This is a genomic window from Solicola gregarius (assembly GCF_025790165.1).
In the GTDB taxonomy this organism is placed as follows: Bacteria; Actinomycetota; Actinomycetes; order Propionibacteriales; family Nocardioidaceae; genus Solicola; species Solicola gregarius.
This window is the reverse complement of record NZ_CP094970.1, coordinates 353,163-377,697: the sequence shown is the minus strand read 5'-3', so window position 1 is coordinate 377,697 and position 24,535 is coordinate 353,163. Positions and strand designations below refer to the sequence as shown.

The following is a 24,535-nucleotide window of genomic DNA, read 5'->3' as shown; positions in this document are numbered from 1 at the left end:
ACCCGCCAACTACCGATGGGAGACACGCATGCCGAGACTCGCGGTGCGGGAGCGCCTACGCACCGAGCCCGGCGCCGCTCTGTTGCTCGTCGCCGTGACGCTGCTGGCGCTGCTGTGGGCGAACTCGCCGCTGTCCGGCGCGTACGAGCGTCTGTGGGAGCTGCCGATCCACGTGGATGTCGGGGACCTGCGCTTCGATATGGACCTGCACCACTGGGTGAATGGCGGGCTGATGGTGCTGTTCTTCTTCGTCGTCGGCCTCGAGGTGCGACAGGAGCTGGCGATCGGGTCGCTGCGCCAGCGCAGCCAGCGCCTGGTGCCGTTGGTGGCCGGCACGCTGGGCGTGGTCGTGCCTGCCCTCGTCTTCCTCGCCGTCGCCGGCCAGAAGGACCCGGCCGGCTGGGGCGTCGTCGTCGGCACCGACACCGCGTTCCTGCTGGGCGTGCTCGTCCTGGTCGGGCCGACGATGTCGAGCCAGCTGCGGGTCTTCCTGCTCACGCTGTCAGTGGTGGACGACTTTCTCGCCGTCGGCATCATCGGCGTCGTCTACTCCGAGGACGTGCGCATCGCCCCGCTGCTGGTCGCCGCGGCCTGCTTGGGCGTGCTGTGGCTGCTGGGTCGCATGAAACAGTGGCGCAGCGCGCCGTACGTGCTGGTGGTCGTGGTGCTGTGGGGTGCCACCGTGCAGGCGGGCGTGCACCCGTCGCTCGCGGGCATGCTCGCCGGGCTGCTGGTGCCCGCGCTCGCGACGCGACGTGCCGATGTCTTGGAGGCCAAGAGCCTGTTCCGCGACTACTGGCAGTCGCCGAACGCCGGCGTCGCCCGGTACGCCAGCGTCGGTCTCGCCCGGTCGATCTCGGTGAACCACCGCATCCACGAGTTGCTCCGCGGGCCGGTGTCGCTCATCGTCGTGCCGCTCTTCGCCCTCGCCAACGCAGGGATCGACCTGCGGGGCGGCGCTCTCGGCGCAGCGCTCGGCTCCGTCATCACCTGGGGAGTCGTCGCGGGGCTCGTGGTCGGCAAGATTGTGGGCGTCAGCCTGGGGACGTGGGGGGCGCTCCGCGTCAGCCTGGGCACGCTGCCCGACGGCGTGGGGCCCGGCAGCGTCATGGGTGGGGCGGCGCTGTCCGGCATCGGGTTCACGGTGTCGCTGCTGGTGGTGAACCTCGCGTTCGACGACCCGGCGGACGCGCAGGCGGCTACGGTCGGTGTCCTCATCGCGATGGTCGTCGCCACGGTGCTCGGGAGGGCGATCTTCACGGTGGCGCGCGTGCGCTACGGCGAGGCCAGCGCCGACCTGCCCGTCACCCTCACCCCCGCCGTCAACGGCGAGCGTGACCACGTGCGGGGCGACGAGGACGCCGCGCACACCGTGGTTGAATACCTCGATTTCGAGTGCCCGTTCTGCGCCCGGGCCACCGGCATGGGCCCCGAGCTGGGCGCCCACTTCGGCGACCGCCTGCGGCACGTGGTGCGGCACCTGCCGCTGGAGGACGTGCACCCCCACGCCTACCTCGCGGCCGTCGCGGCCGAGGCGGCGCACCGGCAGGGGAGGTTCTGGGAGATGTACGACCAGCTGTTCTCCCACCAATCCCAGCTCGAGCCCGACAACCTGCGCGAGCACGCCGCCGCGATCGGCCTCGACCTCGAGCGGTTCGACGCCGACATGGGCGACGAGTCCCTGCACGCCCGGGTTCGCGAGGACCAGGCCAGCGCCACCGCGAGCGGGGCCCGGGGCACGCCCACCTTCTTCCTGGACGGCGTCCGCCACCGCGGCCCCCACGACGCGCGCACACTCATCACCGCGCTCGAGGCGAACGAGATTGCCCCGGCCGCGCGACGCCCGTCCTGACATCCCTGACGGCCGGTTGCCCGATGCGGGTGCCCGGACGTCTGCCCGGCGCCGGACGCTGCCGGGCGGCCGGCGATTGCGTCGGTCCGCGCACCTGAATCGCGTTCACTGGCAAGGGCTCCCGCCACCGGAGTACCAGTCGACCACGGAGCTCGGTGTGACTGCCGTTGATCGCGAGTGCGGACGGGATCGGCGGGTTGTCAGCGGGTGGCAGGGTAAGTACGGTCGCCAGGACAGCAGCGGCGTCCAAGGTAGCCCGCACTCTCAGCGAGCGTTCGGCGAGGGCGCTGCCGAGAGGATACGGTGAGCATGGTCGACGCCTTCGTGGCTGGAGCCGCCGGTAACACGGGTCGACCACTGGTGGAGGAGGTGCATCGCAGCGGCGCCTCAGTGCGCGCGATGGTCCACCGCCCCGACGACGAGGTCCCCGGAGATCCGGAGAAGGTGGTGGCCGACTTCGACGATGTCGACTCGGTCCGCACCGCCCTGCGCGGGGTCCGCCGCGCCTACCTGGTCACCCCGTCTTCGGAACGGGCCGAGCAACAGCAGCGCAACTTCGTCGACGCCGCCCGAGAGGCAGGGGTCGAGCGGCTGGTGCTGCTTTCCCAGCTCGGTGCTCGGGTCGACTCCCCGGTGCGGTTCCTGCGCTACCACGCCGCGGTCGAGGAACACGTGCGCAAGAGCGGGATCGAGTTCACCTTCCTACGGCCCAACCTGTACTTCCAGGGCCTGTTCGCGGTCGCGGCGACCCTCGTCGAGCAAGGGGTGCTTCCCGCCCCGATCGGCGACGCCGCGGTCAGTGCCGTTGACGTCCACGACATCGCGGCAGTCGCCGCGGCCGCGTGACGCAGGACGCGCACCGCCAGGCGACCTACACGATCACCGGACCCCAAGCGATCATTCACGCCGGGATGGCCGCCGCCGTCGCCGAGGCCACGGGACAGCCGGTCCGTTTTCTCGACAGCGGCACCGATGAGTTCGCTGCCGCCCTCCACGGTGTCCTTCCGACCTGGCAGATCGAGGGAGTGCTCGAGGACTACGCCCACTACCGGCGTGGCGAGGCCAGCGAGGTCACCCAGGTCGTCCAGGACGTCACCGGCCGAGCGGCCATACCGTTCGAGCAGTTCGCCAAGACTACGCCGACCGGTTCACCCGAACCTGAACCCGCGTTCGCTGGCCGAGGGTCTCCGGCCACCGGAGGACCAATCGACCATCCCTGCGGGCAGATGATCGTCAGTCGCCGAGTCGGTTCTGCCAGTAGCCGGTCTGCCGCTTCTCGTGAGCGTAGGCGACGGTACTTCCTCGACAAGGGCGCCACCGCGTACACCTACTCCTTCAACCTCGAAACCGAGCTACGCCGCGTAGGGCACCGCTCTCTCCGCTCACCAGCCGCGTGACCGCCACCTGCGGCCAGCACAAAGGACCAGATCTGCTCCGCTGCTAAGGAGACCCCGACCTCCACTGACCGCGGACCCGTGCGCTCTCATCCGGGGGTGCAGGAGTGTGCGAGCGGGCGACTACCCTGGAACCGCCATGCCTACCCCTGACCAGCGCGTCTACCTCGACCATGCGGCGACCACGCCGATGGTCCCCGAGGCGATCGCGGCGATGACCGAGCAGCTCGCGAAGGTGGGCAACGCGTCGTCGCTGCACGCGGCAGGCAGGGCCGCGCGGCGTACGGTCGAGGAGAGCCGCGAGTCGATCGCGGCGAACATCGGTGCGCGGCCCAGCGAGGTCGTCTTCACCTCGGGCGGCACGGAGGCCGACAACCTTGCCGTCAAGGGCATCTTCTGGCGCCGTCAGGCGGTCGACACCGTCCGGCGTCGGGTCGTCTCGTCTGCCGTCGAGCACCACGCGCTGCTCGACCCGCTGACCTGGCTGGCGACCCACGAGGGCGCCGACGTCACGCCCACGCCGGTCGACGCGACCGGTCGCGTACGCATCGACGTTCTCCGCGAGTCCATCGAGCGCGCGCCCGACGAGGTCGCGCTCGTCAGCTGCATGTGGGCCAACAACGAGGTCGGCACGGTGCAGCCGATCGACGCGATCGCGGCGATCGTGGGGGAGTACGGCATCCCGCTGCACAGTGATGCCGTGCAGGCGCTGTCGGTGCTGCCTGTCTCGTTCGCCGACAGCGGGCTCGACGCGATGACGATCAGCGGCCACAAGATCGGCGGTCCGGTCGGCGTTGGCGCGCTCGTCGTACGCCGCGAGCTCGACCCGATTCCGCTGCTGCACGGCGGTGGGCAGGAGCGCGACGTGCGCTCCGGCACGCTCGACGTCGCGTCGATCGCCGCCTTCGCCGCGGCGATCGAGGTGATGGTCGATCGCCGCAAGTCACACGCGGAGCACCTGGATGCGCTGCGCGAGCACCTCGTTACGGGGGTACGCCGCCTCGTCCCCGACGCGATCGTCAACGGCGACGAGCGAAGCGGTCCGACCCACCGGCTGCCGAACATCGCGCACCTCACCTTCCCGGGCTGCGAAGGCGACTCCCTGCTGATGCTGCTCGACGCGCAGGGCATCGAATGCTCGACCGGGTCCGCCTGCTCGGCGGGCGTACCGCAGGCGAGCCATGTGCTGCTCGCAATGGGGTACGACGACGCGTCCGCACGGGGTTCGCTTCGGTTCAGCCCCGGCGCGCAGACGACCGAGCAGGACGTCGACGCATTGCTCGCCGCGCTGCCGGAGGTCCACGCGCGTGCGCGTGCCGCATCGGCCCCAGACCAGAGGAGTGCGTGACGATGCGCGTCCTTGCTGCCATGTCGGGTGGTGTCGACTCCGCGGTCGCCGCCGCCCGCGCCGTCGACGCCGGCCACGACGTGACCGGGGTACATCTCGCGTTGTCTCGCAACCCGCAGTCGTACCGTTCGGGTGCGCGCGGGTGCTGCTCGATCGAAGACTCGAACGACGCCCGACGTGCGGCCGACGTCATTGGGATTCCCTTCTATGTATGGGATATGAGTGATCAGTTCCATGAGGAGGTCGTTGAAGACTTCAAGGCCGAGTACCTCGCCGGCCGTACGCCCAACCCGTGTCTGCGCTGCAACGAGAAGATCAAGTTCGCCGCCGTTCTCGACCGGGCTCTCGCGCTCGGCTTCGATGCCGTCGTGACGGGCCACTACGCCCAGCTCGTCACCGGCGCCGGCGGAGTGGTCGAGATGCACCGCGCCACCGACGACGCCAAGGACCAGTCGTACGTGCTGGGCGTACTCACCCAGCAGCAGCTGGCGCACTCGCTGTTCCCGCTCGGCGACACGACGAAGGACGTCGTCCGCGAGGAGGCCGAGCGCCGCGATCTTGCGGTCGCCAAGAAGCCGGACAGCCATGACATCTGCTTCATCGCCAACGGCGATACCCCGGGCTGGCTGCACGAGAAGCTCGGCGCCAAGCCCGGCACCATCGTCGACGAGGCCGGCGAGGTGCTGCGTGAACACGACGGCGCGTACGCGTACACGATCGGGCAGCGTCGCGGGCTGCGACTAGGGACGCCCGCACCCGACGGCGAACCGCGGTTCGTTCTCGACATCGAGCCGGTCTCCGGCACTGTCACCGTCGGTTCGCGGGAGGCACTCGACATCGACCGCATCGAAGGCATCCGGCCGCTGTGGTGCGGCAACCCGCCACCCGATGCGCTCGAGTGCACCGTGCAGCTGCGTGCGCACGGCGACGAATACCCCGCCACGGCAACGGTTCTGGGCGATCGGGTGGCGATCGACCTGCACGAGCCGGCGAGCGGTATCGCCCCCGGCCAGGCCGCCGTCATCTACGCGGGTACGCGCGTCGTCGGCAGTACGACGATCGCATCGACTGCGCGAGGCGGCTAGACACGACCACCAGCGCACCCGTATCAGCGCCCGCTCGAGGAAACGTCGGCGTTGGCGGACCGCGGCTCGTTCGTCCTCACTCAGGCACGCGCCTCGCAGTCGCTTGGCCGCGGCGCTATATCGGCGATTCGTAAACTCCGAGAGATAGTGTATCGTTGGTACACGTGGAGTCGGGTAGAGGTCGCTTGATCGAGGCGGCACGTTCGATGCTGACGGAGCAGCCGGGGCGTGTTCCGAGCACTCGTGCGTTGTATGAATCGGCAGGTGTCGCCGCTCCGACGCTGTATCACCACTTCGGCGACAAGGACGGTCTCTTGCAGGCCGTGACCGAGGAGGCGTTCGCTGAGTATCTGGAGCGCAAGCGCACGGTTCCGCGTAGCGGTGATCTTCTCGTCGACTTCGCGGCGGGTTGGGACATGCACGTGGGCTTCGGGGTGGAGAACCCGGCTCTTTATGCGCTCATGTACGGCAATGCGGCCCACCAGTCCCCCGCTGCTCAGACGGCCGAGGCCGAACTGCGTCGCGGTCTCGAACGGCTCGCGGATGCGGGACTGCTCTGCATGGGGGTGGACGAGGCAATCGCCATCACTACGGCGATGGCGATTGGCTGCGTCACCCGGCTGATCCACGACGGTGGATCAACGACCGGACCGCTTGCCGAGAGGATGCGTGCGGCGCTGATGTCCGAGCTGACAGGGCGCCCGCCAGAACTCGGTTCCTCCGAACACGCCGCGGCGCTGCTGCTCGCTCAGCTCGGCTCGGCTACTGCGCTGTTCACCTCGGCAGAGGAAGCACTGTTGAGGCAATGGCTGCGCACCCTCATCGAACGCGTCACCCCCGCACAAGACGCACCAGAACAAGGAGCAAAGAAATGACCATGTCCGCCAACGAGGGGTTCACGCCCACCCACTTGCTGGGAGGAACGGACCGGGTCGCGCGTCTCGGATACGGCGCCATGCAGTTGGCCGGTCGGGGCGTCATCGGACTTCCCGACGACGTGCTCGGCGCGATCGACGTGCTGCGCGGCGCCGTAGAGCAGGGAGTACAGTTCTTCGACACTGCCAACGCCTACGGGCCGCGCACAGTCAACCAACTCATCGGGCGGGCACTCAGCCCGTTCTCCGTCGACCTCGTGATCGGGAACAAGGTCGGCGCTCGGCGCGGTCCTGCGGGCGAGTGGTTGACCGACAGCCGCCCAGAGATCGTGCGCACCCAGGTCGAGGATGCCTTGCTCGACCTGCGGGCCGAGGCCAGTCCGCTCACCTACCTGCGTCTTTGGGGTGACAGCCAGGCGCCCGGGAACTCTCCCGAGGAGGAAGTGCCGCTCGAAGATGCGCTCGGAGCCCTCGTCGAGTTGCGCGACGAGGGAAAGGTTCGCCACATCGGTATCTCCGGCGCTTCGCCTGAGATGTTGGAGCGCGCACAGCGTCTTACGCCGATCGCGGCGGTACAGAACCGATTCAACCTGATCGATCGCAGCGGCGTCGAGGTGCTCGCGGCGTGCGAGCGTGACGGCATAGCCTACGTCCCCTACTTCCCCCTTGCGACCGGCATGCTCGGCGACCCGGCGGCTCTCACGCGACCAGCCCGGCGTCTCGGCGTCTCGACATCGGCGGTCGCCTTGGGCTGGTTGCTACGCCGCTCGCCTGTGATCATCCCGATCCCGGGCACCAAGTCCCTGGAGCACCTAGCGGACAACCTCCGCGCGATCGAGGTCGCGGCTGCGCTGACCGATGAGGAGGTCAGCGACCTGACGTCCGTCGAAGACGAAGAGTCCGCGTCCCTGGACACGATGTCGACCCGGATGATCGACTCGCTGACCCGCCGTCAATCGTCCGCGGCATAGACCGCGGAGTTCCAGCCACTCATCGTAACCAAACCGTGATTCGCCAGTTATCCCCTTCTGTACGTGACTCTCGGTCACGTAGGAGTGGACGGCCTCAATGGTGAGGCGGGAAGGCATACGGGATGAACGCTCAGTCGACCGATACGGGGCAACAGTGGGTACGCGTGTGGTTCGGTCAGCATGTGCTCGCCGACTACGCCGCCGAGCCCGCAGTGGCGGATCGGTACGCGGACGCGATGCGGCAACGGTTCATGGGATTGCGCGTGACGAGCGAGCCACTGCCGGACAACGAGTCTGAAGCGGCACCGCTGCCCAGTGAACGCATGTGGGAGATGACCGCCGTGTAGCTGGCGGCGACCGTCCGCGACAATCGACGGATGGCGACGAATCGCGAGCAGGCCGCAGGTTGGACCGGAGTCGGCTCCATGCCCGGCACGAACGTGCACGAAGCGGTACGGATCGCCGTCGACGAGTGCTCGGAGCTCGTGTTCCTGCCCGAGCTGCCCGGCCGAGGCGTGACCGCCGGGATGATCGGGCGTACCGCCGCGCTGCTCGTCGGGCTCGGCGTCGACCTGCAGCCCGCCGGCTGGCGACTCACGGACGCGTCCGGTATCGACCACCGGCGCGCGTCTTCGTTGCTCGCCGAGGACCTCGACGCGCTCGAGGAGCACACGCAGTCGTACGAGGGCCCGCTCAAGGTGCAGGTCGTCGGACCTTGGACGCTCGCGGCGGCCGTCGAGCGACCGCGCGGCGACAAGGTGCTCGGCGATCACGGCGCCCGTCGAGAGCTGGCGGAGTCGCTCGCCGAGGGTCTACGTGAGCATGTCGGCGACGTACGTCGCCGCACGCCCGATGCCGAGATCGTCGTACAGATTGACGAACCATCCCTTCCAGCCGTGCTGGCCGGGTCCATCTCGACCGCAAGTGGGTTCCATCGCCACCGAACGATCGATGCCCCAGCGGCGGATCAGGCGCTGCGGTGGGTCACCGACGCCGTGCGCGACGCGGGCGCGACGCCGGTCGCACATGTCTGTGCGCGAGACGTCCCCATCGCGTTGCTTGCCGGCGCCGGCTTCGCCGCGTGCGGCTTCGACCTGTCGTATGTCGAGTCCGGCGTACTCGATCCCTGGGCCGAAGCGTTCGAGTCCGGGGTCGACCTCTGGCCGGGCGTGATCCCGACGCACGAGCCCGACTCGCCGTTCAGCGACGCCGACGCGGTACGCCGGCTCGAGGCGTTCCTCTCCGCACTCGGCTTCGGACCCGAGCAGTACGCGGGCCGGCTCACCGTCACGCCGACCTGCGGCCTCGCCGGTGCGAGCCCGTCCTGGGCGGGGAGGGCGCTCGCCGCATCCCGCAAGGTCGCGGCCGGACTCGCCGGCTGAACGGCGCTGCCGGTCAGTGCTTCACCCGGAAGTCGATGAAGCGCTGCGGCGGAAGCGCCTGCAGGTACGACCCGCCCCGCGGGCGTACCTCGAAGTGCAGATGCGGCCCATCTGGTGCGCCGCGCTTGCCCGACAGGGCGATGCGTTGTCCCTTGCGTACGCGCGCACCGTCGCGCAGCAGCGCCTTGCGTACGTGGCCGATCAAGAAGTCGTGCTTGCGCGTGCGCACGATGAATGCACGTGAGCCGTACGCACTGCCGACCGTACCCTTGACGATGCGGCCGCGTACGTTCGAGCGGACGACGGTGCCGAGGGGCATGTCGATGTCCACTCCGTGGTGGATGCCCTGGCGTCCTGGGCACGAGGGATCGTGCGGATAGTACGGCGCCTTGGTGCAGCCGAAGTAGATCATCACCCGATGCGCCTTGGCGAACCACGGACTCCGGAAGCAGCGCTTGTCCTTGGTCCAGAACCGTGGCGTGCCGTCTGAGGTGTGTGCGGGCCCGACCTTGCAGGCGGGTTTCGACGGACGGGAGGCGGCGGGTGCTGCGGCAGACGTGCTCGTCATCTCGGACGACTCCTCCGGAGCGCGAGCGGAGGTCGGCGGCCCGGGCCGGGCATCTCCCGAGGGCTCGGTGTCGGCCGCGCAACCCGCCAGGACGAGGCCGGCTGCGGCGATCGCGAGCAGCTGTCTCATGCCCCGAACCTACGACGCCGAGTCGACGGTCGCCACCTCGAGGGGTTCGATCTGGTCGCCGGACCGCAGCGGGCCGTACGTCTCGGGGATGAGGCGGATGCCGAACCACACCTTGCCGTCCCAGCGGCGATGCCGCGCGAGCGTCCGGGTCGGTTCCTTCGAGCCGGTGAGCGTGTCGGCGTCGATGGTCGGCAGCACGCAACGATCGCAGTGCTCGCCGAAGCGGAAGGTGACGCCGCCGATTCGTACGCGGCGCCACGCGTCCTCGGCGAACGGCTCGATGTCGCCGGCCACGACGATGTTGGGGCGGAACCGGCCGATCGGGATCCCCGACTCGTCTGAGGCCGTCAGCCAGTCGTTGAGGCGTGCCATCGACGCCTCGGTTGCGAGATGGACGGGGCCGGCGTCGGCGAGGCTGAGTGGTTCGCCGGGCAGGCCTCCGTGGCTCGCGCCGATCGGTCGCCGTGCGGGGTCGTCGAGCCGGACGAGCCGCGCCTGTTCCTCGACGACCTCCGATACCCACGCGTCGGCTTCGGGCGTCGAGGAGGTGGCGGTCGTCAAGCGGGAGAGGTCTGTCGCGACGTCCGGAGCGTGATCCGGTCGAGGCACGAGCAGCGGAGGCAGCGAGCCGTCGCGGTACGAGAGCTTGAGCCCGCCCGTGCCGTCGGGCTCGGGCAGCGCGTGCAACAGCCGATGGCGCTCTCTGGCGGTCAGTTTGTGGCCCGACGCGTCAACGACCATCCACCGGCGATCGTCGCGGAGTCCTCCCGGGCACACCTCGGTCGACTCGACGGCCATGCCGGCCATCGACTTGACCGGATAGACGTGGAGGGACGCGACGCGCATCCGTCGAGCATAGGTGCCCGCTTGTCCGCCCCGCGCTATACCGTATGAACACCATGACCGACGAGACGACGCCGACGCCGGCCACCGACGCCTCCGCGAGCCTCAAGCAGCGCCATCGCGAGCTCACCGAGCTGATCGAGGACGCCCGCGAGCGCTACTACGTGCAAGACAGCCCGACGCAGTCCGACGCCGAGTACGACGCGCACCTGCGCGAGCTCGAGGAGCTGGAGGAGCAGCTTCCCGAGCTGCGTACCCCCGACTCGCCGACGCAGACCGTCGGCGGGTTCGCCTCCGAGGCGTTCTCCGCGGTCGAGCACCGCGAGCGGATGATGAGCCTCGACAACTGCTTCAGCCACGAGGAGCTCGAGGCCTGGCTGGCCCGCGTCGAGCGCGAGGTCGGCACCGGGTCGGACTTCCTGTGCGAGCTCAAGGTGGACGGCCTCGCCGTCAACCTCACGTACGAGAACGGGCGTCTCGTGCGCGCCGCGACGCGCGGTGACGGCAGCGTCGGCGAAGACGTCACCGCCAACGTCGCCACCATCGACGGGATCCCGCATCGGCTCCGCACGAGCAAGGAACACGCCGTACCGTCGCTGGTCGAGGTGCGCGGCGAGATCTACTTCCCGACCGCTGCGTTCGAGGAGTTCAACGAGGCGTGGAGCGCGTCCGGCAAGCCGCCGTTCTCCAACCCGCGCAACGCCGCCGCCGGTTCGTTGCGGCAGAAGGACTCATCGGTCACCGCACAGCGACCGTTGCGCATGGTCTGCCACGGCACCGGTGCGCGCGAGGGGTTCACCCCGCAACGGCAGTCGGAGTCGTACGACGCACTGCGCGCGTGGGGCCTACCGACGAGCGAGCACGCGAAGGTCCTGCCGGACCTTGCGGCGGTGCAGGAGTTCATCGACCACTACGGCGAGCATCGCCACGAGGTCGACCACGAGATCGACGGCATCGTGATCAAGGTCGACCAGGTCAGCCTGCAACGCCGGCTCGGGTCGACGTCACGGGCGCCGCGGTGGGCGATCGCGTTCAAGTACCCGCCGGAGGAGGTCAACACCAAGCTGCTCGACGTCGAGGTCAACGTCGGGCGTACCGGCCGGGTGACGCCGTACGGGCGGATGGAGCCCGTCCGCGTCGCCGGCTCGACGGTCGAGTTCGCCACGCTGCACAATGCGTCCGAGGTCGAGCGCAAGGGCGTACTCATCGGCGACACGGTCGTCCTGCGCAAAGCGGGCGATGTCATCCCCGAGATCGTCGGCCCGGTCGTCGACCTCCGTGACGGCTCCGAGCGGGCGTTCGAGATGCCGACGGAGTGCCCTGCATGCGGTACGACGCTCGCACCGTCACGCGAGGGCGACGCCGACATCCGCTGTCCCAACTCGCGTACCTGCCCGGCGCAGCTGCGCGAGCGGCTGTTCCATGCCGCCGGTCGAGGCGCCTTCGATATCGAGGTCCTCGGCTGGGAGGCGGCCACGGCGCTGCTCGACGCCGGCGTTCTCGAGGATGAGAGTGGTCTGTTCGCGTTGCGCGAGACCGACCTGCTCGAGGTCGGACTGTTCACCCGGGCGGCGAAGAAGTCCGAGCGCGAGGACGGCGCGGGCGAGAAGGTGCTCAGCCAGAACGGTCGCCGGCTGCTCGACAACCTCGAGTCGGTCAAGAGCCAACCACTGTGGCGCGTACTCGTCGGGCTGTCGATCCGGCACGTGGGGCCGACGGCCGCACGGGCACTCGCCGGACACTTCGGCGACCTGCAGTCGATCGAGGACGCCGACCTCGAGACGCTCGCTGCCGTCGACGGCGTCGGCCCGACGATCGCCGAGGCGGTGCACGAGTGGTTCCAGGTCGACTGGCATCGGCGCATCGTCGAACGCTGGCGCGAGGCCGGCGTACGCATGGCAGACGAGCGCGACGAGTCGACCCCTCGTACGCTCGAGGGCCTGACGATCGTGGTCACCGGGTCGTTCGAGAACTACTCGCGCGACCAGACGAAGGAGGCGATCCTCGCCCGCGGGGGCAAGGCGTCCGGCTCCGTGTCGAAGAAGACCGACTACGTGGTGGTGGGCGAGTCACCCGGATCGAAGGCAGACAAGGCCGAGGACCTCGGCGTACCCGTCCTCGACGAGGCGGCCTTCACCGAACTGCTCGAGAACGGCCCGCCCGCCGAGAGCGAGTAGGCACGGCGCGACGAGTGCGCCACTGTCACGGTCGGCCCGTTCGCCGGTGGAACACGCCGAGCCCGTTCGTGCTGCCGTTCTCGTCCTTGTTGAACCATTCGACCGTGACCTGGGCGGGCCGACCACGACGGAAGTGCTGGAAGGTGACCTTGGAGATCGAGCCGAGTGGGGCGTTCTCACCTCTCGGGGTGTACACGAACCGGTTGCCGTCCCAGTGCCGGAGTACGAACGTCATCGAGTCCGGCCCGAGCCTGATCCGCAGTCGGCCGGATGCCTTCTCGACGTCCATCGGTCCGACGTACGGGCTGTTGTAGGTTCCGGTGTAGTCGGCGAGTCGCTGAGCCGGCGCCGGGTGTGCCGGAGGATGGTGGCCGACCAGGGACCCCACCGGATCGGATTCGGCACCGAGCGCCGCACTGTAGAGCTTCCACCACGGTCGCTGGATCGAGCCGAACTGCGCCAAATCGGCGAACTCCGCGTTCAGGGTCTCGGCGACACCGGTGGGCGTCGCATTCGTGAGCGTGACGATGGCGAGGTCGAGGTCGGGGATGGCGACGTAGTTCGTGCCGGTGCCCAGGTAGAACGCGCCGGAGTGGGAGAACTGGGTGTGCCCGGCCTGGTTCACGCCGACGTTGAAGCCGTAGCCGTAGAAGCCGGGATGGGCGCTCGGGTCCGACGGCGGGCTGGACACGCTCTGTGGTGTCAATGCCGGAAGCAGCGCTTTCGGGCTCGTGATCGTGGTGTCCTCGTACGTTCCGTTCGCCAGGAGCATCTCGAGCCATGTGCTGATGTCGTTCACGTTCGAGCTCGCCCCGCCGGCGGGCGACTCCGGGTCCGCGTCGCGCAAATATTTGGCGACGTACCGGCCATCGACTTCGACGTGACCGCGTGCGCGGTTCGGACGCCGAACGAAGTCAGCGAAGCGTGAGCTCGTCGAGTCCATGCCGAGCGGGCGGTAGAGAACGCGGCGCGACAGGGTCGCCCAGTCCGTGCCTGCGGCTTTGGCCACCGACTGCGCGCCGGCGGTCAAGCCGTAGTTGCTGTAGGCATAGGTACTTCGGAACGGGTTCAGGGGTTGCAGTCGCAGCCGCTTCAGGATGGATCCGCGGGCGTACCCGATGTCCTCCAGCAGGTTGCCCGACAGACCCGGCAGCCCGGAGCGATGCGAGAACATGTCGCCGATGGTCACGTGCTTACTCACGTACCTGTCGGCGAGCCGGAACCCCGGCAGGTTCCTGACGACAGGTGTGTGCCAGCCGACCGATTTGTGTGTGACCTCGTGTGCGACGACCGTCGCCGCGAGCGACTTCGACACCGACGCGAGCTGGAACACCGTGTTCGGGTTGACCGTTGCGGGCGATCCCTCGCGTCGTACGCCGAATCCCTTGGCGTAGACCTGCTCACCCTGGTACACGACGGCGACAGCCATGCCTGGGATATCACTCTTGGCCATCAGCTCCTCGGCGAGACCGTCCAGCTGGTCGATCGCCCGTTCGACACGATCGGGTCGTGAATCGGCCGCGGCCGTTTCCGGAACTGCCGACGCGTTCGTTCCGCCGGCCGCTGCCGAACCGATCGCCGTCGCCGCGGCGACGACACCGACGATCGCCGTACGCCGCCTGCTGCTCGTGGATCTCTCCCGCACGATGACCACCTCGCGTGTACTCGTCCCGACCGGGACCGAGCGGAGGGGTCGGTGGGCATTCCGCGATCGAACGTGCCGACAGATCCGCGTGGTCCGAACACTACGCTCGGGCCGGCCGGCTCAACCTACGATTGCCCGATTTGATCGGAACACCTGGCATCTGTGGCTGCGCACGCACCGGCAGGTCTCCGACCCGCGATCGTGCGGCTCGTACCCGTCAGCGCCGGGAGTCTCGCTCTCACCTCGTTGGATGCTCAGCCGGGCGTGCGGGCGAGGTTCGCGCGCAGGAAGCGGCCGGCCGCGTTGAGAGCCTCGTCGGCTTCGTCGAGCATGCCGGCGAAGCCGACGAACACGTGCGGAACATCCGGAGTGACCTCCAGGGTGACCGGAACACCGGCACTGGCGGCCCGGGTCGCGAGCCGAGTGGCGTCGTCGAGGAGGATCTCGTTGCCACCGACCTGGATCAGCAACGCAGGGAAGTCGACGAGGTCGGCGAACACCGGGCTGATGCGCCCGTCGACCAGGTCGTGGTCGGTTCCGTAGTCCCGGGCGCGGCGTCTGAGCCCGTGGGCGGTGAGCGACGGGTCGTCGTCCGCCTTGGTGGTCATGCTTTCGCCGGTCGTCGTCAGGTCGACCCACGGGGAGGCGACGTACGCGGCGGCAGGTCGCGGTAGACCGGTCGAGAGGATCTCCAGGATGGCGGCGAGGGCAAGGCCGCCGCCCGAGGACTCTCCGGCGAAAACGATGTCGTCCGCGGCGACGCCATCGTCGAGCAGCGCCTTGTACGCCGCGACCGCGTCCTGAACGGCCGCAGGATAGGGGCGTTCCGGGGCGAGCGCATAGTCGACCGACACCGCACGTGCACCTGCTCTACGCGCCAGTTCGGATGCCAGGCCTGCCGACAGGGCCGCGGACCCGAAGGCGTACCCGCCGCCGTGGAAGTAGAGGATCGTGCCCGTCGGGGTGACCCGGTCAAGGGTGATGGTGACAACCGGAACCTCACCCAGAACGGCGTGCTCGGTGTGCACGTCGTCGGGAAGGGGAACCGCCGAGATCAGGTCCGCGAAAAGCGGTCGCTGGTCATCGACCTCACCTCCCATGTCGAACGGGACGCTCCGGAGAATCTGGTCGACGGTGTCGCGTTGCTGCGTTGTCATGGGGTGTTCTCCTGGGTGGCCGGGGCAGAGGCGATGGCGAGGTTGAACATCGGGGTGTGCAGGGCGCCCATCAGGGCAGCGAACAGCAGGAAGTAGTGCTCGACGGCGCGCGCGGTCGTGATCGCGCCGAGGTCGATCTGTTGCGAAGCCGCCCACCCGAGATCGGTCAGGAGACCTGCGACGACCGACTTGGCGGCGGCATCGTCGCCCGAGAGGAACACGTTCGTCGGCGCCGGCAGCAGGGTCGGGTTCGCGCCGATCGCGCCGGCAAGCGTGTTGAGCGTCTTGACCACTCGTACGTTCGGGAGTGCCCGCTGCAGCCGCTCACCAAGGCTGGAGTCCGGATAGATCAAGTCCATCTCCTGGTTGACGGCATTGCCGATGTCGATCAGGACCCGATCGGCGAGCGCCTCGCCGAGCGGCGTGAGGGTTGCGAGCGAGTGGTCCGCGGCGAGGGCGCTGACGACGACGTCGCTCGCGGCGATGGCCTCGGTGTGGCCGACCGCCGGCGCGGGGAGGTCGGTTGCCGAGCCGGGCTCGCGGGATCCGAACACGACGTCGTGGCCGGCACTGATCAGACTCGTGCCGAGGGTGCGGCCCATGTGGCCGGTGCCGAGGATGGCGATGCGCATGATGTTCTCCTGTCCGGCGGCGTACCGCCCGGTGTATCGTTCTAATTTGAACAAGTAAGAACGTAGCAGGTAGTTCGAATTTGAACAAACGGGAGTCTTGTGGCCAAAGACCTCAGCGCCGATGAGCTTGCGGCGTACTTCGCGCTTCGCAATGCAGGCGATCGCCTGCAGCGGGCGGTGGCGCATCAGCTCAGGGCCTACGACCTGACCGAGGTGCAGTTCGCAATCCTCGCTCGGCTCGGCTCGGGCGCCGACGGCATCGGCATGAGCGAGCTGGCGCGGTCACTCGCGGTCACCAAGAGCGGGCTGACGTACCAAGCCGGTCAGCTGGCCGGTCGAGGGCTGGTCGCGCGTCGCGCGAGCCCGGCCGACGACCGGGCCGTGTTGCTCTATCCGACGCCGGACGGCAAGGCGCTCCTCGGCCGTGTCTTGCCCGCGCACGTCGAGCTCGTACGGGAGTTGTTCATCGACCGTGTCGATCCGGCCGACCTCGCGATCGTGCGTGACGCCCTCGCACAGGTTGCGCGGGACTGATGCGTGGGCCGAGCCCTACGCGGCGCACCGGATGCAGGTACGTGCCACGGGTCTGGCTTCGAGGCGACCCTGGTCGATCGAAGCGCCACAGCGCTCACAGGTTCCGTACGTGCCCGCGTCCAGCCTCGCCAGCGCGGCGTCGACCTCTCCGAGATGGTGCTCCGTCTGTCGGATGAGCGCGCCGACCTGCGACCTCTCGAAGGCGATCGTTGCCCCCTCGGGGTCATGCTCGTCATCACCATTGGCATCGCGTGAGCCCGCCACCACCCTGTCGAAGTCGCGGGTCAGGCTCGCCAAGCGTCGATGAGCCTGCTGGCTCTCGGTCTCGAGGCGACCACGCACTCCATCCATGGTTGCCAGTCTGCCGCGAACACCAAGCGCCGTCGTCAGGAGATGACTATCAGGACCGTCGATACGAGGGCGGCCGCAATCCCGAGACCCTGGGGCAGTTCGAGCCGCTCGCCGAGGATCACCCGGCCAACTGCCACGGGCACGACGGGGTAGAGCGACGAGATGACGACAGCGACGGTAATGAGCTCGGTTCGAAGGGCGAACAGGTACGCACCGAGCGCGGTCGCCGCGAGGGCACCTGCCGCAACGCTGAGAGCGAGAGCGGTCCAGGATGCGGCCGCCCGATCTCGAGTGGTCGGGGGTTCACGCATGAACGTCGCGGCAGCAAGCACAACCGTCGCGATGGCTCCGATTCGGCCGCTGAGGATCGGCCAGAGCCCGGCATGAGTGCCCGCCTGTGCGAGGCATAAGTACTGGAGTGCGATCCCGCCGCTCGCGGCGAGGCCGTCGAGGACGGGACCACGTGCGGCGGAGACCGGCTCCCTGGGCTTACTGCTGATGAGCCAGAGCGCTGGCAACGCAATCAGTACGCCGACCCAGGTCAGCCAGGGCGGGGTCTCGCCAAGTACGACGGCGCCGACCACCACCGGTAGCGCTACGCCCCCTACTGCGCTGACCGGTACGACAACAGACATCGCGCCACGACTGATGCCCCGGAAGAGGAACGCCATACCCAATCCGGTACCGACGCCCGAGCATGCACCCCAGGCCAGGTCGGCGGCGCTCGGCAACTCGTCGGTGGAGATGAGCATGATGAGCCCGGTGACACATAACGCGCCGACTTGCCCGATCAACGCGACTCGAACAGGGGAGAGGCGCCGAGCCGCGAGGCCGCCGAGGACGTCCGACGTCCCGTAGCTCATCGCTGAGAACAGGGCGAGTGCAATGCCCACTGGTCACGTCACGTTGCCTGACACTGCTCAGCGTGTCCAACCGGGCAGGGGGCAGACTTCGTACAACCCTGGCGATCGCAGAAGCGACAGATGTACTGGGCCCGCCCCACCTGGCCGGAGAGGTGCGTGAGGATCTTCTCCAGCAGCTCGGCCAACGCCCCCTGGTCATGCGCGTCGAGCGCCCCGATGACATCGACGAGCGGCGCGTTGCGGGTCGAGAGCAGTTGGTTCGCCAGCCGGTTTCCCTGCCGGGTCGGACGCACGGTCATCCACCGACGGTTGACGGTGCTCGGAACCCGCTCCACGAGGTCATTCGCTTCGAGAGCCTCCACCATTCGTGCGGCGGCCGGCTGGCTGAGGCCCACTCGTCTACCGAGCTCGCTCACGCTGAGTCCCGGGTTCGACAGCAGCGTGACGAGCGCTGCCGCGCTACTCGTACTGAGCTGTCCTACCCTTGCCGCATCACCCAAGGTCACATCGGTCAAGGCCAAGGCCGCGGCGCCAAGGAGATTGGCCGTCCGGTCCACATCATGCATAGTGCATGATTACATGCGCGGCGCATGATGCTCAAGCGTCGCGAGGCTTCGGCAGGCGATGAGTTCGGGCGCCACATCGCGTCCGTCAAGCATGAGCAGAAGCACGGCGGCGGTCGCCGCGCCTCTGGGCCGACACAGTGTTGCATCGAGGAGGAGTTGTCTTGACGAGAGAGCTGGTCTACACGGGATTCATGTCGCTCGACGGCGTAGTGGACTCGCCGGGAGGTGAGGTCGAGGGGCACCGCAGCGGTGGCTGGGTGATGCAGACCGAGTTCGTACCCGAGGCGTACTCGCTCAAGGGCGAGGAGCTTGGCGAGACGACGGCCCTGATGTTCGGGCGCCGCAGCTACGACGCCTTCGCGCCGATCTGGCCGGGATCGGAGGACCACGCGGCATACAAGGACCTTCCGAAGTACATCGTGTCGACGACGCTCACCGACGACGACCTCGTCGATGGCTGGGGGCCGATCACGGTCCTGCGCTCGGTGGATGACGTCGCCGCACTCAAGCAGGGCGACGGTGGGGCGATCTTCATCCATGGAAGCGCGGAGCTCGCCCGACGTCTCGCCGACGCGGACCTGATCGACCGGTACAACCTACTCGTCTTCCCTGTGGTCCTCGGTGCCGGGAAGAGCATCTTCAGCCACATCGATAGAGACAAGCAGAATCTGAGACTTCGAGAGTCCGCGACGTACTCGAACGGCGTCGCCAAACTCGTCTACGACGTCGTCTGAGCTCTCGCCCGCTTAGGCGGCTGGGGTCGTGACGGACGCGACGTAGGTTCTAGGGTGGTGCACCCAACCACTGTGTAGGAGCTTGTCGATGCCCGAGAAGAATCCGGATCCTCGGCCCGAGGCCGAACTTGATCCTGGCGCCAGCACGCAGATGTTCCAGGCGTTCGTCGACCGTCACGAGCCCGAGGAGTCCGCGGTGCCCCACTCGCGGGCGGTCTTGGTGGGCGTCGCTCTCGTCGGGCTCGTGATCGTGTTGGTGCTCGCCTGGTTCCTGCTCGGCTGAGTCTCCTGCGGGTGACGCGACCGGCCTGCGGGTCCCTCGGATGAGCGATGGCAGGAGAGGACTGCTCTCGTACTCTCGGAGTGATCCGATTCCCAGGAGCAGAACTCCGTGAAAGGAGCGCCCGGTGAGCAGTGTTCTGTCGGCGATCGACGACAAGCTGGCCGCCTGGATGGAGGCGCAGCCCGTCTTCTTCGTGGCGACGGCCCCGCTGTCCGGTTCGGGTCACGTGAACGTCTCGCCCAAGGGCATGGCCGGTACGTTCCGGGTTCTGGGGCCACACCGGGTCGCGTACCTCGACTTCCACGCCTCGGGTGTCGAGACCGTGGCTCACCTGCGCGAGCCGGGCAACGGGCGCATCTGTGTGATGTTCTGCGCGTTCGACGGTCGGCCGCAGGTCGTCCGCATCCACGGACGAGGCACCGTCGTGCGCAAGGACGACCCCGAGTTCGCAGAGCTTCGCCGGGCCTTCGGCAAGGACCGCGTCGTCGGCCAGCGGGCGATCATCGTGATCGACGCCGACCGACTCAGCGATGCATGCGGTTGGGCAGTGCCGGAGATGGACTTCGTCGCCGACCGGACGATCCTCGACCTGCACCAGGAGAAGAAGGGTGCTGCGGCGTACGTCGACTACGACGAGACCAAGAACGCCAGGTCGATCGACGGACTCCCCGCGATGACCCGCCATGCCGAGCCCGGCCAACCGGCCTGACCGTGGGTGCAGCGGTGCGCAAGAGCGCCGTCCCGTCCGAGCGGACTCGCTAGTGTCCGTCGGGTTGGTCCGGCGCGAACGGCCATTCCTCGAACGATGCGCACCGGCCGTCCGCGGCGAAGGTGAGGATCCACAGATCGCGCCACGCCCCGGCCGCCGAGGCTTCGTACTCGACGGTGACGCGCACGACTGCGGTATCGCCATCGACGGCAAGTACGTAGCTGGACAGACTGAACTCCTCGTCGGCGCCGCGGCGTTCGGACTCCCAGAACGGTGCGATCTCATCCAACCCGTCGACCGATCGCGCCCAGGGCGACGGACGGTAGCGCGCGTCGGGTACGAAGAGCTCCGCCAAGCGGTCGGTGCCGGGCGTACGCCAGAGCCGCTCGTACTGCTCGACCCAACGCTGCACGGAGGTGCGATCCATGAGTCTCCATCCTCCTCAGTCGGGTGTCCTGACCGTCACGAACGCAGGACCTTGTCCATGGCCTTGCCCTTGGCCAGCTCGTCGACCAGCTTGTCCAGGTAGCGGATCTTCTGCATCAACGGGTCTTCGAGATCCTCGACCCGCACGCCGCACACCACACCCTTGATCAGCGATGCGTTGGGGTTCAGGCGCGCGTCGGCGAAGAAGGCCTCGAAGGTCGTACCCGCTTCGAGGTGGCGGCCCAACGCCGACTCGTCAAACCCGGTCAGCCACTCGATGACCTCGCCGAGCTCGGCCTTCGTACGCCCCTTCTTCTCCACCTTGGTTACGTAGTGCGGGTACACGGACGCGAAGCTGGTGGTGAAGATGCGGCTCATGCTCGCCAGCGTAGCGCCCACGGTGGGTCCGGACATGCCCGCAGGCCCAGGCCGACCGGAGCACTAGGATGGCCCGGTAATCCCAGCAATCCACGAAGGGAATCCCTGCCCTCATGAGCGAGCAAGACGCCGCGGGAATCACCCGCGCCGACGTCGCCCACCTGGCGAGCCTCGCACGCATCAGCCTGTCCGACGGCGAGCTCGACCGGCTCGCGCCCGAGCTGTCGGTCATCCTCGACTCGGTCGCGGTCGTGTCCGAGGTCGCCGACGCTGACATTCCGCCGACGTCGCATGCGGTGCCGCTGAGCAACGTGTTCCGCGCCGACGAGGTACGCCCCGGGCTGACACCCGAGGAGGCGTTGGCGATGGCGCCGGCGGTCGAGCAGCAGCGATTCTCCGTCCCACGGATCCTGGGGGAGGAGCAGTGAACCTCACCGACCTCAGCGCGGCCGAGCTCGCCGCGCGCCTTGCCGAGGGCGAGGTCTCGTCGGTCGACGCGACCCGGGCGAGCCTCGAGCGCATCTCCGCCGTCGACGACTCGATCAACGCGTTCCTGCACGTCGATCCCGACGGGGCGCTCGCCACCGCCCGTGACGTCGACGAGCGACGCGCCGCAGGCGAGGAGCTCGGCCCGCTCGCGGGCGTACCGATCGCCGTGAAGGACATCATCGCGACCAAGGGTCTGCCGACCACCTGCGGTTCCAAGATCCTCGAGGGCTGGGTGCCGCCGTACGACGCGACGGTGGTCGCACGCATCCGCGCCGCCGGCATGCCGATCGTCGGCAAGACCAATATGGACGAGTTCGCGATGGGCTCGTCGACCGAGCACTCCGCGTACGGACCGACCCGCAACCCCTGGGACACCGACCGGGTGCCCGGTGGCTCGGGTGGCGGGTCTGCGGCGGCGGTCGCCGCGCGACAGGTCCCGATCGCGATCGGCACCGACACCGGTGGCTCGATCCGCCAGCCGAGTGCCCTCACCGGCACCGTCGGCGTCAAGCCGACCTACGGTGGCGTCTCGCGGTACGGCCTGGTCGCGATGGCCAGCAGCCTCGACCAGGCGGGGCCGGTGAGTCGCTCCGTACTCGATGCCGCCCTGCTCCACGAGGTGATCGCCGGTCACGACCCGATGGACTCGACCAGCATCGACCGGCGCGTTCCCGACGTCGTCGCGGCGGCCCGGCGCGGTGACGTCTCCGGGATGCGGATCGGCATCGTCAAGGAGCTCGGCGGCGAGGGCTTCCAGCCCGGTGTCGAGGCGCGCTTCGGCGATGTCGTCGAGCTGCTCACGAAGGCCGGCGCCGATGTCGTCGAGGTGTCGTGTCCGCACGTCGAGCACGCGCTCGCGGCGTACTACCTGATCATGCCGAGCGAGGTCAGCAGCAACCTCGCCAAGTTCGACGCGATGCGCTACGGCCTGCGCGTCGCCCCCGACGGTGTCGACGCACCCAGCGCCGAGCAGGTGATGGCCGCGACCCGTGACGCCGGTTTCGGCGACGAGGTCAAGCGCCGCATCATCCTCGGCACGTACGCGCTGTCCAGCGGCTACTACGACGCCTACTACGGCTCGGCGCAGAAGGTACGTACGTTGATCAGCCGCGACTTCGCGGCGGCGTTCGAGCAGGCGGACGTGCTGATCTCGCCGACGGCGCCGACGACGGCGTTCAAGTTCGGCGACATGATGGGCGACCCGCTGGCGATGTACCTGAACGACGTCGCGACGCTGCCGGCGAACCTCGCTGGCCTCCCGGGTCTCTCGGTGCCGAGCGGCCTAGCCGACGAGGACGGCCTCCCGGCCGCCGTACAGGTGCTGGCTCCGGCGACCGCCGACGACCGGCTGTACAACGTCGGCGTCGCGATCGAGCGAATGCTGCAGGAGAAATGGGGCGGGCCGCTGCTCGCCGGCGACCCGGAGCGGGAGGTACGCGCATGACCGCGGCGACGATGGTGTCCTTCGAGGAGGCCTTGACCCGGTTCGATCCGGTGCTCGGGCTCGAGGTGCACGTCGAGTTGAACACCGTCTCGAAGATGTTCTGCGGTTGCTCCACGACGTTCGGCGCGGAACCCAACACGCAGGTGTGCCCCGTGTGTCTCGGCCTCCCCGGTGCGCTGCCGGTGGTCAACCGCACGGCCGTCGAGTCGGCGATGCGCATCGGGCTCGCGCTCAACTGCGAGATCGCCGAGTGGTGCCGCTTCGCGCGCAAGAACTACTTCTACCCCGATATGCCGAAGAACTTCCAGACCTCGCAGTACGACGAGCCGATCTGCTTCGAGGGCTGGACTGAGGTCGCCGTCGACGGCGAGACGTACCGCATCGACATCGAGCGCGCGCACATGGAGGAGGACACCGGCAAGACCCTGCATGTGGGGGGCGCGACCGGGCGCATCCACGGCGCGGACCACTCGCTGGTCGACTACAACCGGGCCGGCATCCCGCTGATCGAGATCGTCACGAAGCCGATCGAGGGCGCCGGCGACAAGGCGCCGGAGGTCGCGCGCGCGTACGTCGCCCACCTGCGTGAGCTGGTGCTCGGCCTCGGCGTCTCCGACGTACGCATGGAGCAGGGATCGCTGCGCTGCGACGTGAACCTGTCGCTGCGCCCGGACGCCGAAGCGGCGCTCGGCACGCGTACGGAGACGAAGAACGTCAACTCGCTGCGCTCGGTCGAGCGGGCAGTCCGCTTCGAGGTCGGCCGGCAGGCCGGCGTACTCGACGCCGGCGAGCGGGTCGTACAGGAGACGCGGCACTGGCACGAGGACACCGGCGTGACGACCTCGGGCCGCGAGAAGTCCGACGCCGACGACTACCGGTACTTCCCGGAGCCCGACCTCGTGCCGATCGCGCCGTCGCGCGAGTGGGTCGAGGAGCTCCGCGCCGAGCTGCCCGAGCCACCCGCCGAGCGGCGCGCGCGCCTCCAGCAGGAGTGGGGATACTCCGACCTCGACATGCGCGACGTGGTGGGAGCGGGCGCGCTCGACCTGGTCGCCGAGACGATCGCCGCGGGCGCGGCGCCGCAGGCCGCCCGAAAGTGGTGGCTCTCCGAGCTCGCCCGGCGGGCCAACGAGCAGGACGTCGACCTCGCCGAGCTGGCGATCACCCCCGCGCAGGTCGCGGAGATCCAAGCGCTCGTCGACGCCGGGCGGGTCAACGACAAGCTGGCCCGACAGGTGTTCGACGGCGTGCTGGCGGGGGAGGGCTCGCCCGAGGAGGTCGTCTCCGCGCGCGGGCTCGAGGTCGTCTCCGACGAGGGTGCGCTCGGCGAGGCGGTCGACCGCGCGATCGAGGCGAACCCCGATGTCGCCGACAAGATCCGCGGCGGCAAGCATGCGGCGGCCGGTGCGCTCATCGGTGCGGTGATGAAGGAGATGCGCGGTCAGGCCGACGCCGGCCGCGTACGCGAGCTGATCCTGGAGAAGCTCACCTGAACGCTGAGGAGAGGATCCTGGCCGTGTGACGAGAGGATCCTGGCCGGCGGCATGGCCAGAACTCTCTCCTCACCGGGCCAGAACTCTCTCCTCACCTGGCCAGAACTCTCTCCTCACCGGGCCAGAACTCTCTCCTCACCGGGCCAGAACCCTCTCCTCACCGTGCGCCCTTGAACTCAACGTATGTTGAGGTTCTAGGTTCGGCGC

27 protein-coding genes are annotated in these 24,535 nt (G+C 68.7%); 17 read left to right on the top strand and 10 right to left on the bottom strand.

The window, feature by feature from the left end; all coding sequences use genetic code 11:
* The first annotated feature begins 28 nt into the window (after nucleotides 1-28).
* The 9 genes from nhaA to L0C25_RS01910 all read left to right on the top strand — a co-directional run bounded on the left by nhaA (nucleotide 29) and on the right by L0C25_RS01910 (nucleotide 8,907).
* Nucleotides 29-1,852: a Na+/H+ antiporter NhaA gene (nhaA, locus tag L0C25_RS01950; protein ID WP_271634695.1), complete on the top strand. Its 1,824-nt coding sequence runs from the start codon at nucleotides 29-31 to the stop codon at nucleotides 1,850-1,852.
* 309 nt (nucleotides 1,853-2,161) lie between these two features.
* Nucleotides 2,162-2,698: an SDR family oxidoreductase gene (locus tag L0C25_RS01945; RefSeq protein WP_271634693.1), complete on the top strand. Its 537-nt coding sequence runs from the start codon at nucleotides 2,162-2,164 to the stop codon at nucleotides 2,696-2,698.
* Nucleotides 2,695-3,249, top strand: a complete 555-nt coding sequence (locus L0C25_RS01940) for a Rossmann-fold NAD(P)-binding domain-containing protein (RefSeq protein ID WP_271634692.1) — start codon at nucleotides 2,695-2,697, stop codon at nucleotides 3,247-3,249. The genes L0C25_RS01945 and L0C25_RS01940 overlap by 4 nt, the downstream gene beginning before the upstream one ends.
* Nucleotides 3,250-3,385: 136 nt before the next feature.
* Entirely contained in the window at nucleotides 3,386-4,594 is a 1,209-nt protein-coding gene (locus tag L0C25_RS01935) for a cysteine desulfurase family protein (RefSeq protein ID WP_271634691.1), read from the top strand.
* Nucleotides 4,595-4,596: 2 nt separating this feature from the next.
* Nucleotides 4,597-5,679 (top strand): tRNA 2-thiouridine(34) synthase MnmA, encoded by a 1,083-nt coding sequence (gene mnmA / locus L0C25_RS01930; RefSeq protein ID WP_271636775.1) that lies wholly within the window; start codon nucleotides 4,597-4,599, stop codon nucleotides 5,677-5,679.
* Nucleotides 5,680-5,843: 164 nt separating this feature from the next.
* Nucleotides 5,844-6,554, top strand: a complete 711-nt coding sequence (locus tag L0C25_RS01925; RefSeq protein WP_271634689.1) for a TetR/AcrR family transcriptional regulator — start codon at nucleotides 5,844-5,846, stop codon at nucleotides 6,552-6,554.
* A complete protein-coding gene (locus tag L0C25_RS01920; protein WP_271634688.1) occupies nucleotides 6,551-7,525 on the top strand; it encodes an aldo/keto reductase in 975 nt (324 codons plus the stop codon). Before L0C25_RS01925 ends, L0C25_RS01920 begins: the two co-directional genes overlap by 4 nt.
* A gap of 122 nt (nucleotides 7,526-7,647) precedes the next feature.
* Complete coding sequence (locus tag L0C25_RS01915; protein ID WP_271634687.1) at nucleotides 7,648-7,872, top strand: hypothetical protein; 225 nt, start codon at nucleotides 7,648-7,650, stop codon at nucleotides 7,870-7,872.
* A 30-nt stretch (nucleotides 7,873-7,902) separates the two neighbouring features.
* Nucleotides 7,903-8,907 (top strand): uroporphyrinogen decarboxylase/cobalamine-independent methonine synthase family protein, encoded by a 1,005-nt coding sequence (locus L0C25_RS01910; RefSeq protein WP_271634686.1) that lies wholly within the window; start codon nucleotides 7,903-7,905, stop codon nucleotides 8,905-8,907.
* A gap of 13 nt (nucleotides 8,908-8,920) precedes the next feature.
* Here the strand turns inward: L0C25_RS01910 and L0C25_RS01905 are convergent, their stop codons facing one another.
* Both L0C25_RS01905 and L0C25_RS01900 read right to left on the bottom strand, forming a co-directional pair.
* A complete protein-coding gene (locus L0C25_RS01905; protein WP_271634685.1) occupies nucleotides 8,921-9,604 on the bottom strand; it encodes a M23 family metallopeptidase in 684 nt (227 codons plus the stop codon).
* A gap of 9 nt (nucleotides 9,605-9,613) precedes the next feature.
* Complete coding sequence (locus tag L0C25_RS01900; protein ID WP_271634684.1) at nucleotides 9,614-10,450, bottom strand: MOSC domain-containing protein; 837 nt, start codon at nucleotides 10,448-10,450, stop codon at nucleotides 9,614-9,616.
* 53 nt (nucleotides 10,451-10,503) lie between these two features.
* Here L0C25_RS01900 and ligA point away from each other — a divergent pair, with 53 nt between their 5' ends.
* Nucleotides 10,504-12,624 carry an NAD-dependent DNA ligase LigA gene (ligA, locus tag L0C25_RS01895; protein WP_271634683.1) on the top strand — a complete coding sequence of 707 codons (2,121 nt, stop codon included), beginning with the start codon at nucleotides 10,504-10,506 and terminating at the stop codon, nucleotides 12,622-12,624.
* A 25-nt stretch (nucleotides 12,625-12,649) separates the two neighbouring features.
* Here ligA and L0C25_RS01890 read toward each other — a convergent pair whose 3' ends face one another.
* The 3 genes from L0C25_RS01890 to L0C25_RS01880 form a co-directional block, all read right to left on the bottom strand.
* Nucleotides 12,650-14,269: a serine hydrolase gene (locus L0C25_RS01890; RefSeq protein WP_271634682.1), complete on the bottom strand. Its 1,620-nt coding sequence runs from the start codon at nucleotides 14,267-14,269 to the stop codon at nucleotides 12,650-12,652.
* Nucleotides 14,270-14,523: 254 nt separating this feature from the next.
* Nucleotides 14,524-15,426 (bottom strand): alpha/beta hydrolase, encoded by a 903-nt coding sequence (locus L0C25_RS01885; protein WP_271634681.1) that lies wholly within the window; start codon nucleotides 15,424-15,426, stop codon nucleotides 14,524-14,526.
* Complete coding sequence (locus L0C25_RS01880; protein ID WP_271634680.1) at nucleotides 15,423-16,058, bottom strand: NADPH-dependent F420 reductase; 636 nt, start codon at nucleotides 16,056-16,058, stop codon at nucleotides 15,423-15,425. The genes L0C25_RS01885 and L0C25_RS01880 overlap by 4 nt, the downstream gene beginning before the upstream one ends.
* 99 nt (nucleotides 16,059-16,157) lie before the next feature.
* On the opposite strand from L0C25_RS01880, the gene L0C25_RS01875 reads away from it, so the two are divergent.
* A complete protein-coding gene (locus tag L0C25_RS01875; protein WP_271634679.1) occupies nucleotides 16,158-16,592 on the top strand; it encodes a MarR family winged helix-turn-helix transcriptional regulator in 435 nt (144 codons plus the stop codon).
* 15 nt (nucleotides 16,593-16,607) lie between these two features.
* On the opposite strand, the gene L0C25_RS01870 is transcribed toward L0C25_RS01875, so the two are convergent.
* From L0C25_RS01870 to L0C25_RS01860, 3 genes are read right to left on the bottom strand one after another with little or no spacing between them, the layout of a single operon-like run.
* Complete coding sequence (locus L0C25_RS01870; RefSeq protein ID WP_271634677.1) at nucleotides 16,608-16,943, bottom strand: TraR/DksA family transcriptional regulator; 336 nt, start codon at nucleotides 16,941-16,943, stop codon at nucleotides 16,608-16,610.
* Nucleotides 16,944-16,978: 35 nt separating this feature from the next.
* A complete protein-coding gene (locus L0C25_RS01865) occupies nucleotides 16,979-17,836 on the bottom strand; it encodes a DMT family transporter (RefSeq protein WP_271634675.1) in 858 nt (285 codons plus the stop codon).
* Nucleotides 17,837-17,844: 8 nt separating this feature from the next.
* Nucleotides 17,845-18,363 carry a MarR family winged helix-turn-helix transcriptional regulator gene (locus L0C25_RS01860; protein WP_271634674.1) on the bottom strand — a complete coding sequence of 173 codons (519 nt, stop codon included), beginning with the start codon at nucleotides 18,361-18,363 and terminating at the stop codon, nucleotides 17,845-17,847.
* Nucleotides 18,364-18,533: 170 nt separating this feature from the next.
* Between L0C25_RS01860 and L0C25_RS01855 the strand changes: the two genes are divergently transcribed.
* From L0C25_RS01855 to L0C25_RS01845, 3 genes are all read left to right on the top strand, one after another.
* On the top strand, nucleotides 18,534-19,106 hold the full coding sequence (locus tag L0C25_RS01855; RefSeq protein WP_271634673.1) for a dihydrofolate reductase family protein: 573 nt from the start codon (nucleotides 18,534-18,536) through the stop codon (nucleotides 19,104-19,106).
* Between the two features lie 88 nt (nucleotides 19,107-19,194).
* Nucleotides 19,195-19,389 carry a hypothetical protein gene (locus L0C25_RS01850; protein ID WP_271634672.1) on the top strand — a complete coding sequence of 65 codons (195 nt, stop codon included), beginning with the start codon at nucleotides 19,195-19,197 and terminating at the stop codon, nucleotides 19,387-19,389.
* 124 nt (nucleotides 19,390-19,513) lie between these two features.
* Nucleotides 19,514-20,098, top strand: a complete 585-nt coding sequence (locus tag L0C25_RS01845; RefSeq protein ID WP_271634670.1) for a pyridoxamine 5'-phosphate oxidase family protein — start codon at nucleotides 19,514-19,516, stop codon at nucleotides 20,096-20,098.
* A gap of 49 nt (nucleotides 20,099-20,147) precedes the next feature.
* On the opposite strand, the gene L0C25_RS01840 is transcribed toward L0C25_RS01845, so the two are convergent.
* The gene (locus tag L0C25_RS01840) at nucleotides 20,148-20,525 is read right to left on the bottom strand and encodes a nuclear transport factor 2 family protein (protein ID WP_271634669.1); all 378 of its coding nucleotides are present in this window, start codon (nucleotides 20,523-20,525) and stop codon (nucleotides 20,148-20,150) included.
* 35 nt (nucleotides 20,526-20,560) lie between these two features.
* Complete coding sequence (locus L0C25_RS01835; RefSeq protein WP_271634668.1) at nucleotides 20,561-20,902, bottom strand: DUF2200 domain-containing protein; 342 nt, start codon at nucleotides 20,900-20,902, stop codon at nucleotides 20,561-20,563.
* 113 nt (nucleotides 20,903-21,015) lie between these two features.
* Between L0C25_RS01835 and gatC the strand changes: the two genes are divergently transcribed.
* From gatC to gatB, 3 genes are read left to right on the top strand one after another with little or no spacing between them, the layout of a single operon-like run.
* The gene (gatC, locus tag L0C25_RS01830) at nucleotides 21,016-21,330 is read left to right on the top strand and encodes an Asp-tRNA(Asn)/Glu-tRNA(Gln) amidotransferase subunit GatC (RefSeq protein WP_271634667.1); all 315 of its coding nucleotides are present in this window, start codon (nucleotides 21,016-21,018) and stop codon (nucleotides 21,328-21,330) included.
* A complete protein-coding gene (gene gatA / locus L0C25_RS01825) occupies nucleotides 21,327-22,835 on the top strand; it encodes an Asp-tRNA(Asn)/Glu-tRNA(Gln) amidotransferase subunit GatA (RefSeq protein WP_271634666.1) in 1,509 nt (502 codons plus the stop codon). The genes gatC and gatA overlap by 4 nt, the downstream gene beginning before the upstream one ends.
* A complete protein-coding gene (gatB, locus tag L0C25_RS01820; protein WP_271634665.1) occupies nucleotides 22,832-24,328 on the top strand; it encodes an Asp-tRNA(Asn)/Glu-tRNA(Gln) amidotransferase subunit GatB in 1,497 nt (498 codons plus the stop codon). The genes gatA and gatB overlap by 4 nt, the downstream gene beginning before the upstream one ends.
* Nucleotides 24,329-24,535 lie beyond the last annotated feature (207 nt).

What these genes read in the sequence shown, in the direction of transcription:
- nhaA (WP_271634695.1), top strand. Translation starts at nt 29, where the DNA reads ATGCCGAGACTCGCGGTGCGGGAGCGCCTACGCACCGAGCCCGGCGCC.
- L0C25_RS01945 (WP_271634693.1), top strand. Translation starts at nt 2,162, where the DNA reads ATGGTCGACGCCTTCGTGGCTGGAGCCGCCGGTAACACGGGTCGACCA.
- L0C25_RS01935 (WP_271634691.1), top strand. Translation starts at nt 3,386, where the DNA reads ATGCCTACCCCTGACCAGCGCGTCTACCTCGACCATGCGGCGACCACG.
- mnmA (WP_271636775.1), top strand. Translation starts at nt 4,597, where the DNA reads ATGCGCGTCCTTGCTGCCATGTCGGGTGGTGTCGACTCCGCGGTCGCC.
- L0C25_RS01920 (WP_271634688.1), top strand. Translation starts at nt 6,551, where the DNA reads ATGACCATGTCCGCCAACGAGGGGTTCACGCCCACCCACTTGCTGGGA.
- L0C25_RS01915 (WP_271634687.1), top strand. Translation starts at nt 7,648, where the DNA reads ATGAACGCTCAGTCGACCGATACGGGGCAACAGTGGGTACGCGTGTGG.
- L0C25_RS01910 (WP_271634686.1), top strand. Translation starts at nt 7,903, where the DNA reads ATGGCGACGAATCGCGAGCAGGCCGCAGGTTGGACCGGAGTCGGCTCC.
- L0C25_RS01905 (WP_271634685.1), bottom strand. Translation starts at nt 9,604, where the DNA reads ATGAGACAGCTGCTCGCGATCGCCGCAGCCGGCCTCGTCCTGGCGGGT.
- L0C25_RS01900 (WP_271634684.1), bottom strand. Translation starts at nt 10,450, where the DNA reads ATGCGCGTCGCGTCCCTCCACGTCTATCCGGTCAAGTCGATGGCCGGC.
- ligA (WP_271634683.1), top strand. Translation starts at nt 10,504, where the DNA reads ATGACCGACGAGACGACGCCGACGCCGGCCACCGACGCCTCCGCGAGC.
- L0C25_RS01885 (WP_271634681.1), bottom strand. Translation starts at nt 15,426, where the DNA reads ATGACAACGCAGCAACGCGACACCGTCGACCAGATTCTCCGGAGCGTC.
- L0C25_RS01880 (WP_271634680.1), bottom strand. Translation starts at nt 16,058, where the DNA reads ATGCGCATCGCCATCCTCGGCACCGGCCACATGGGCCGCACCCTCGGC.
- L0C25_RS01870 (WP_271634677.1), bottom strand. Translation starts at nt 16,943, where the DNA reads ATGGATGGAGTGCGTGGTCGCCTCGAGACCGAGAGCCAGCAGGCTCAT.
- L0C25_RS01850 (WP_271634672.1), top strand. Translation starts at nt 19,195, where the DNA reads ATGCCCGAGAAGAATCCGGATCCTCGGCCCGAGGCCGAACTTGATCCT.
- L0C25_RS01840 (WP_271634669.1), bottom strand. Translation starts at nt 20,525, where the DNA reads ATGGATCGCACCTCCGTGCAGCGTTGGGTCGAGCAGTACGAGCGGCTC.
- L0C25_RS01835 (WP_271634668.1), bottom strand. Translation starts at nt 20,902, where the DNA reads ATGAGCCGCATCTTCACCACCAGCTTCGCGTCCGTGTACCCGCACTAC.
- gatC (WP_271634667.1), top strand. Translation starts at nt 21,016, where the DNA reads ATGAGCGAGCAAGACGCCGCGGGAATCACCCGCGCCGACGTCGCCCAC.
- gatB (WP_271634665.1), top strand. Translation starts at nt 22,832, where the DNA reads ATGACCGCGGCGACGATGGTGTCCTTCGAGGAGGCCTTGACCCGGTTC.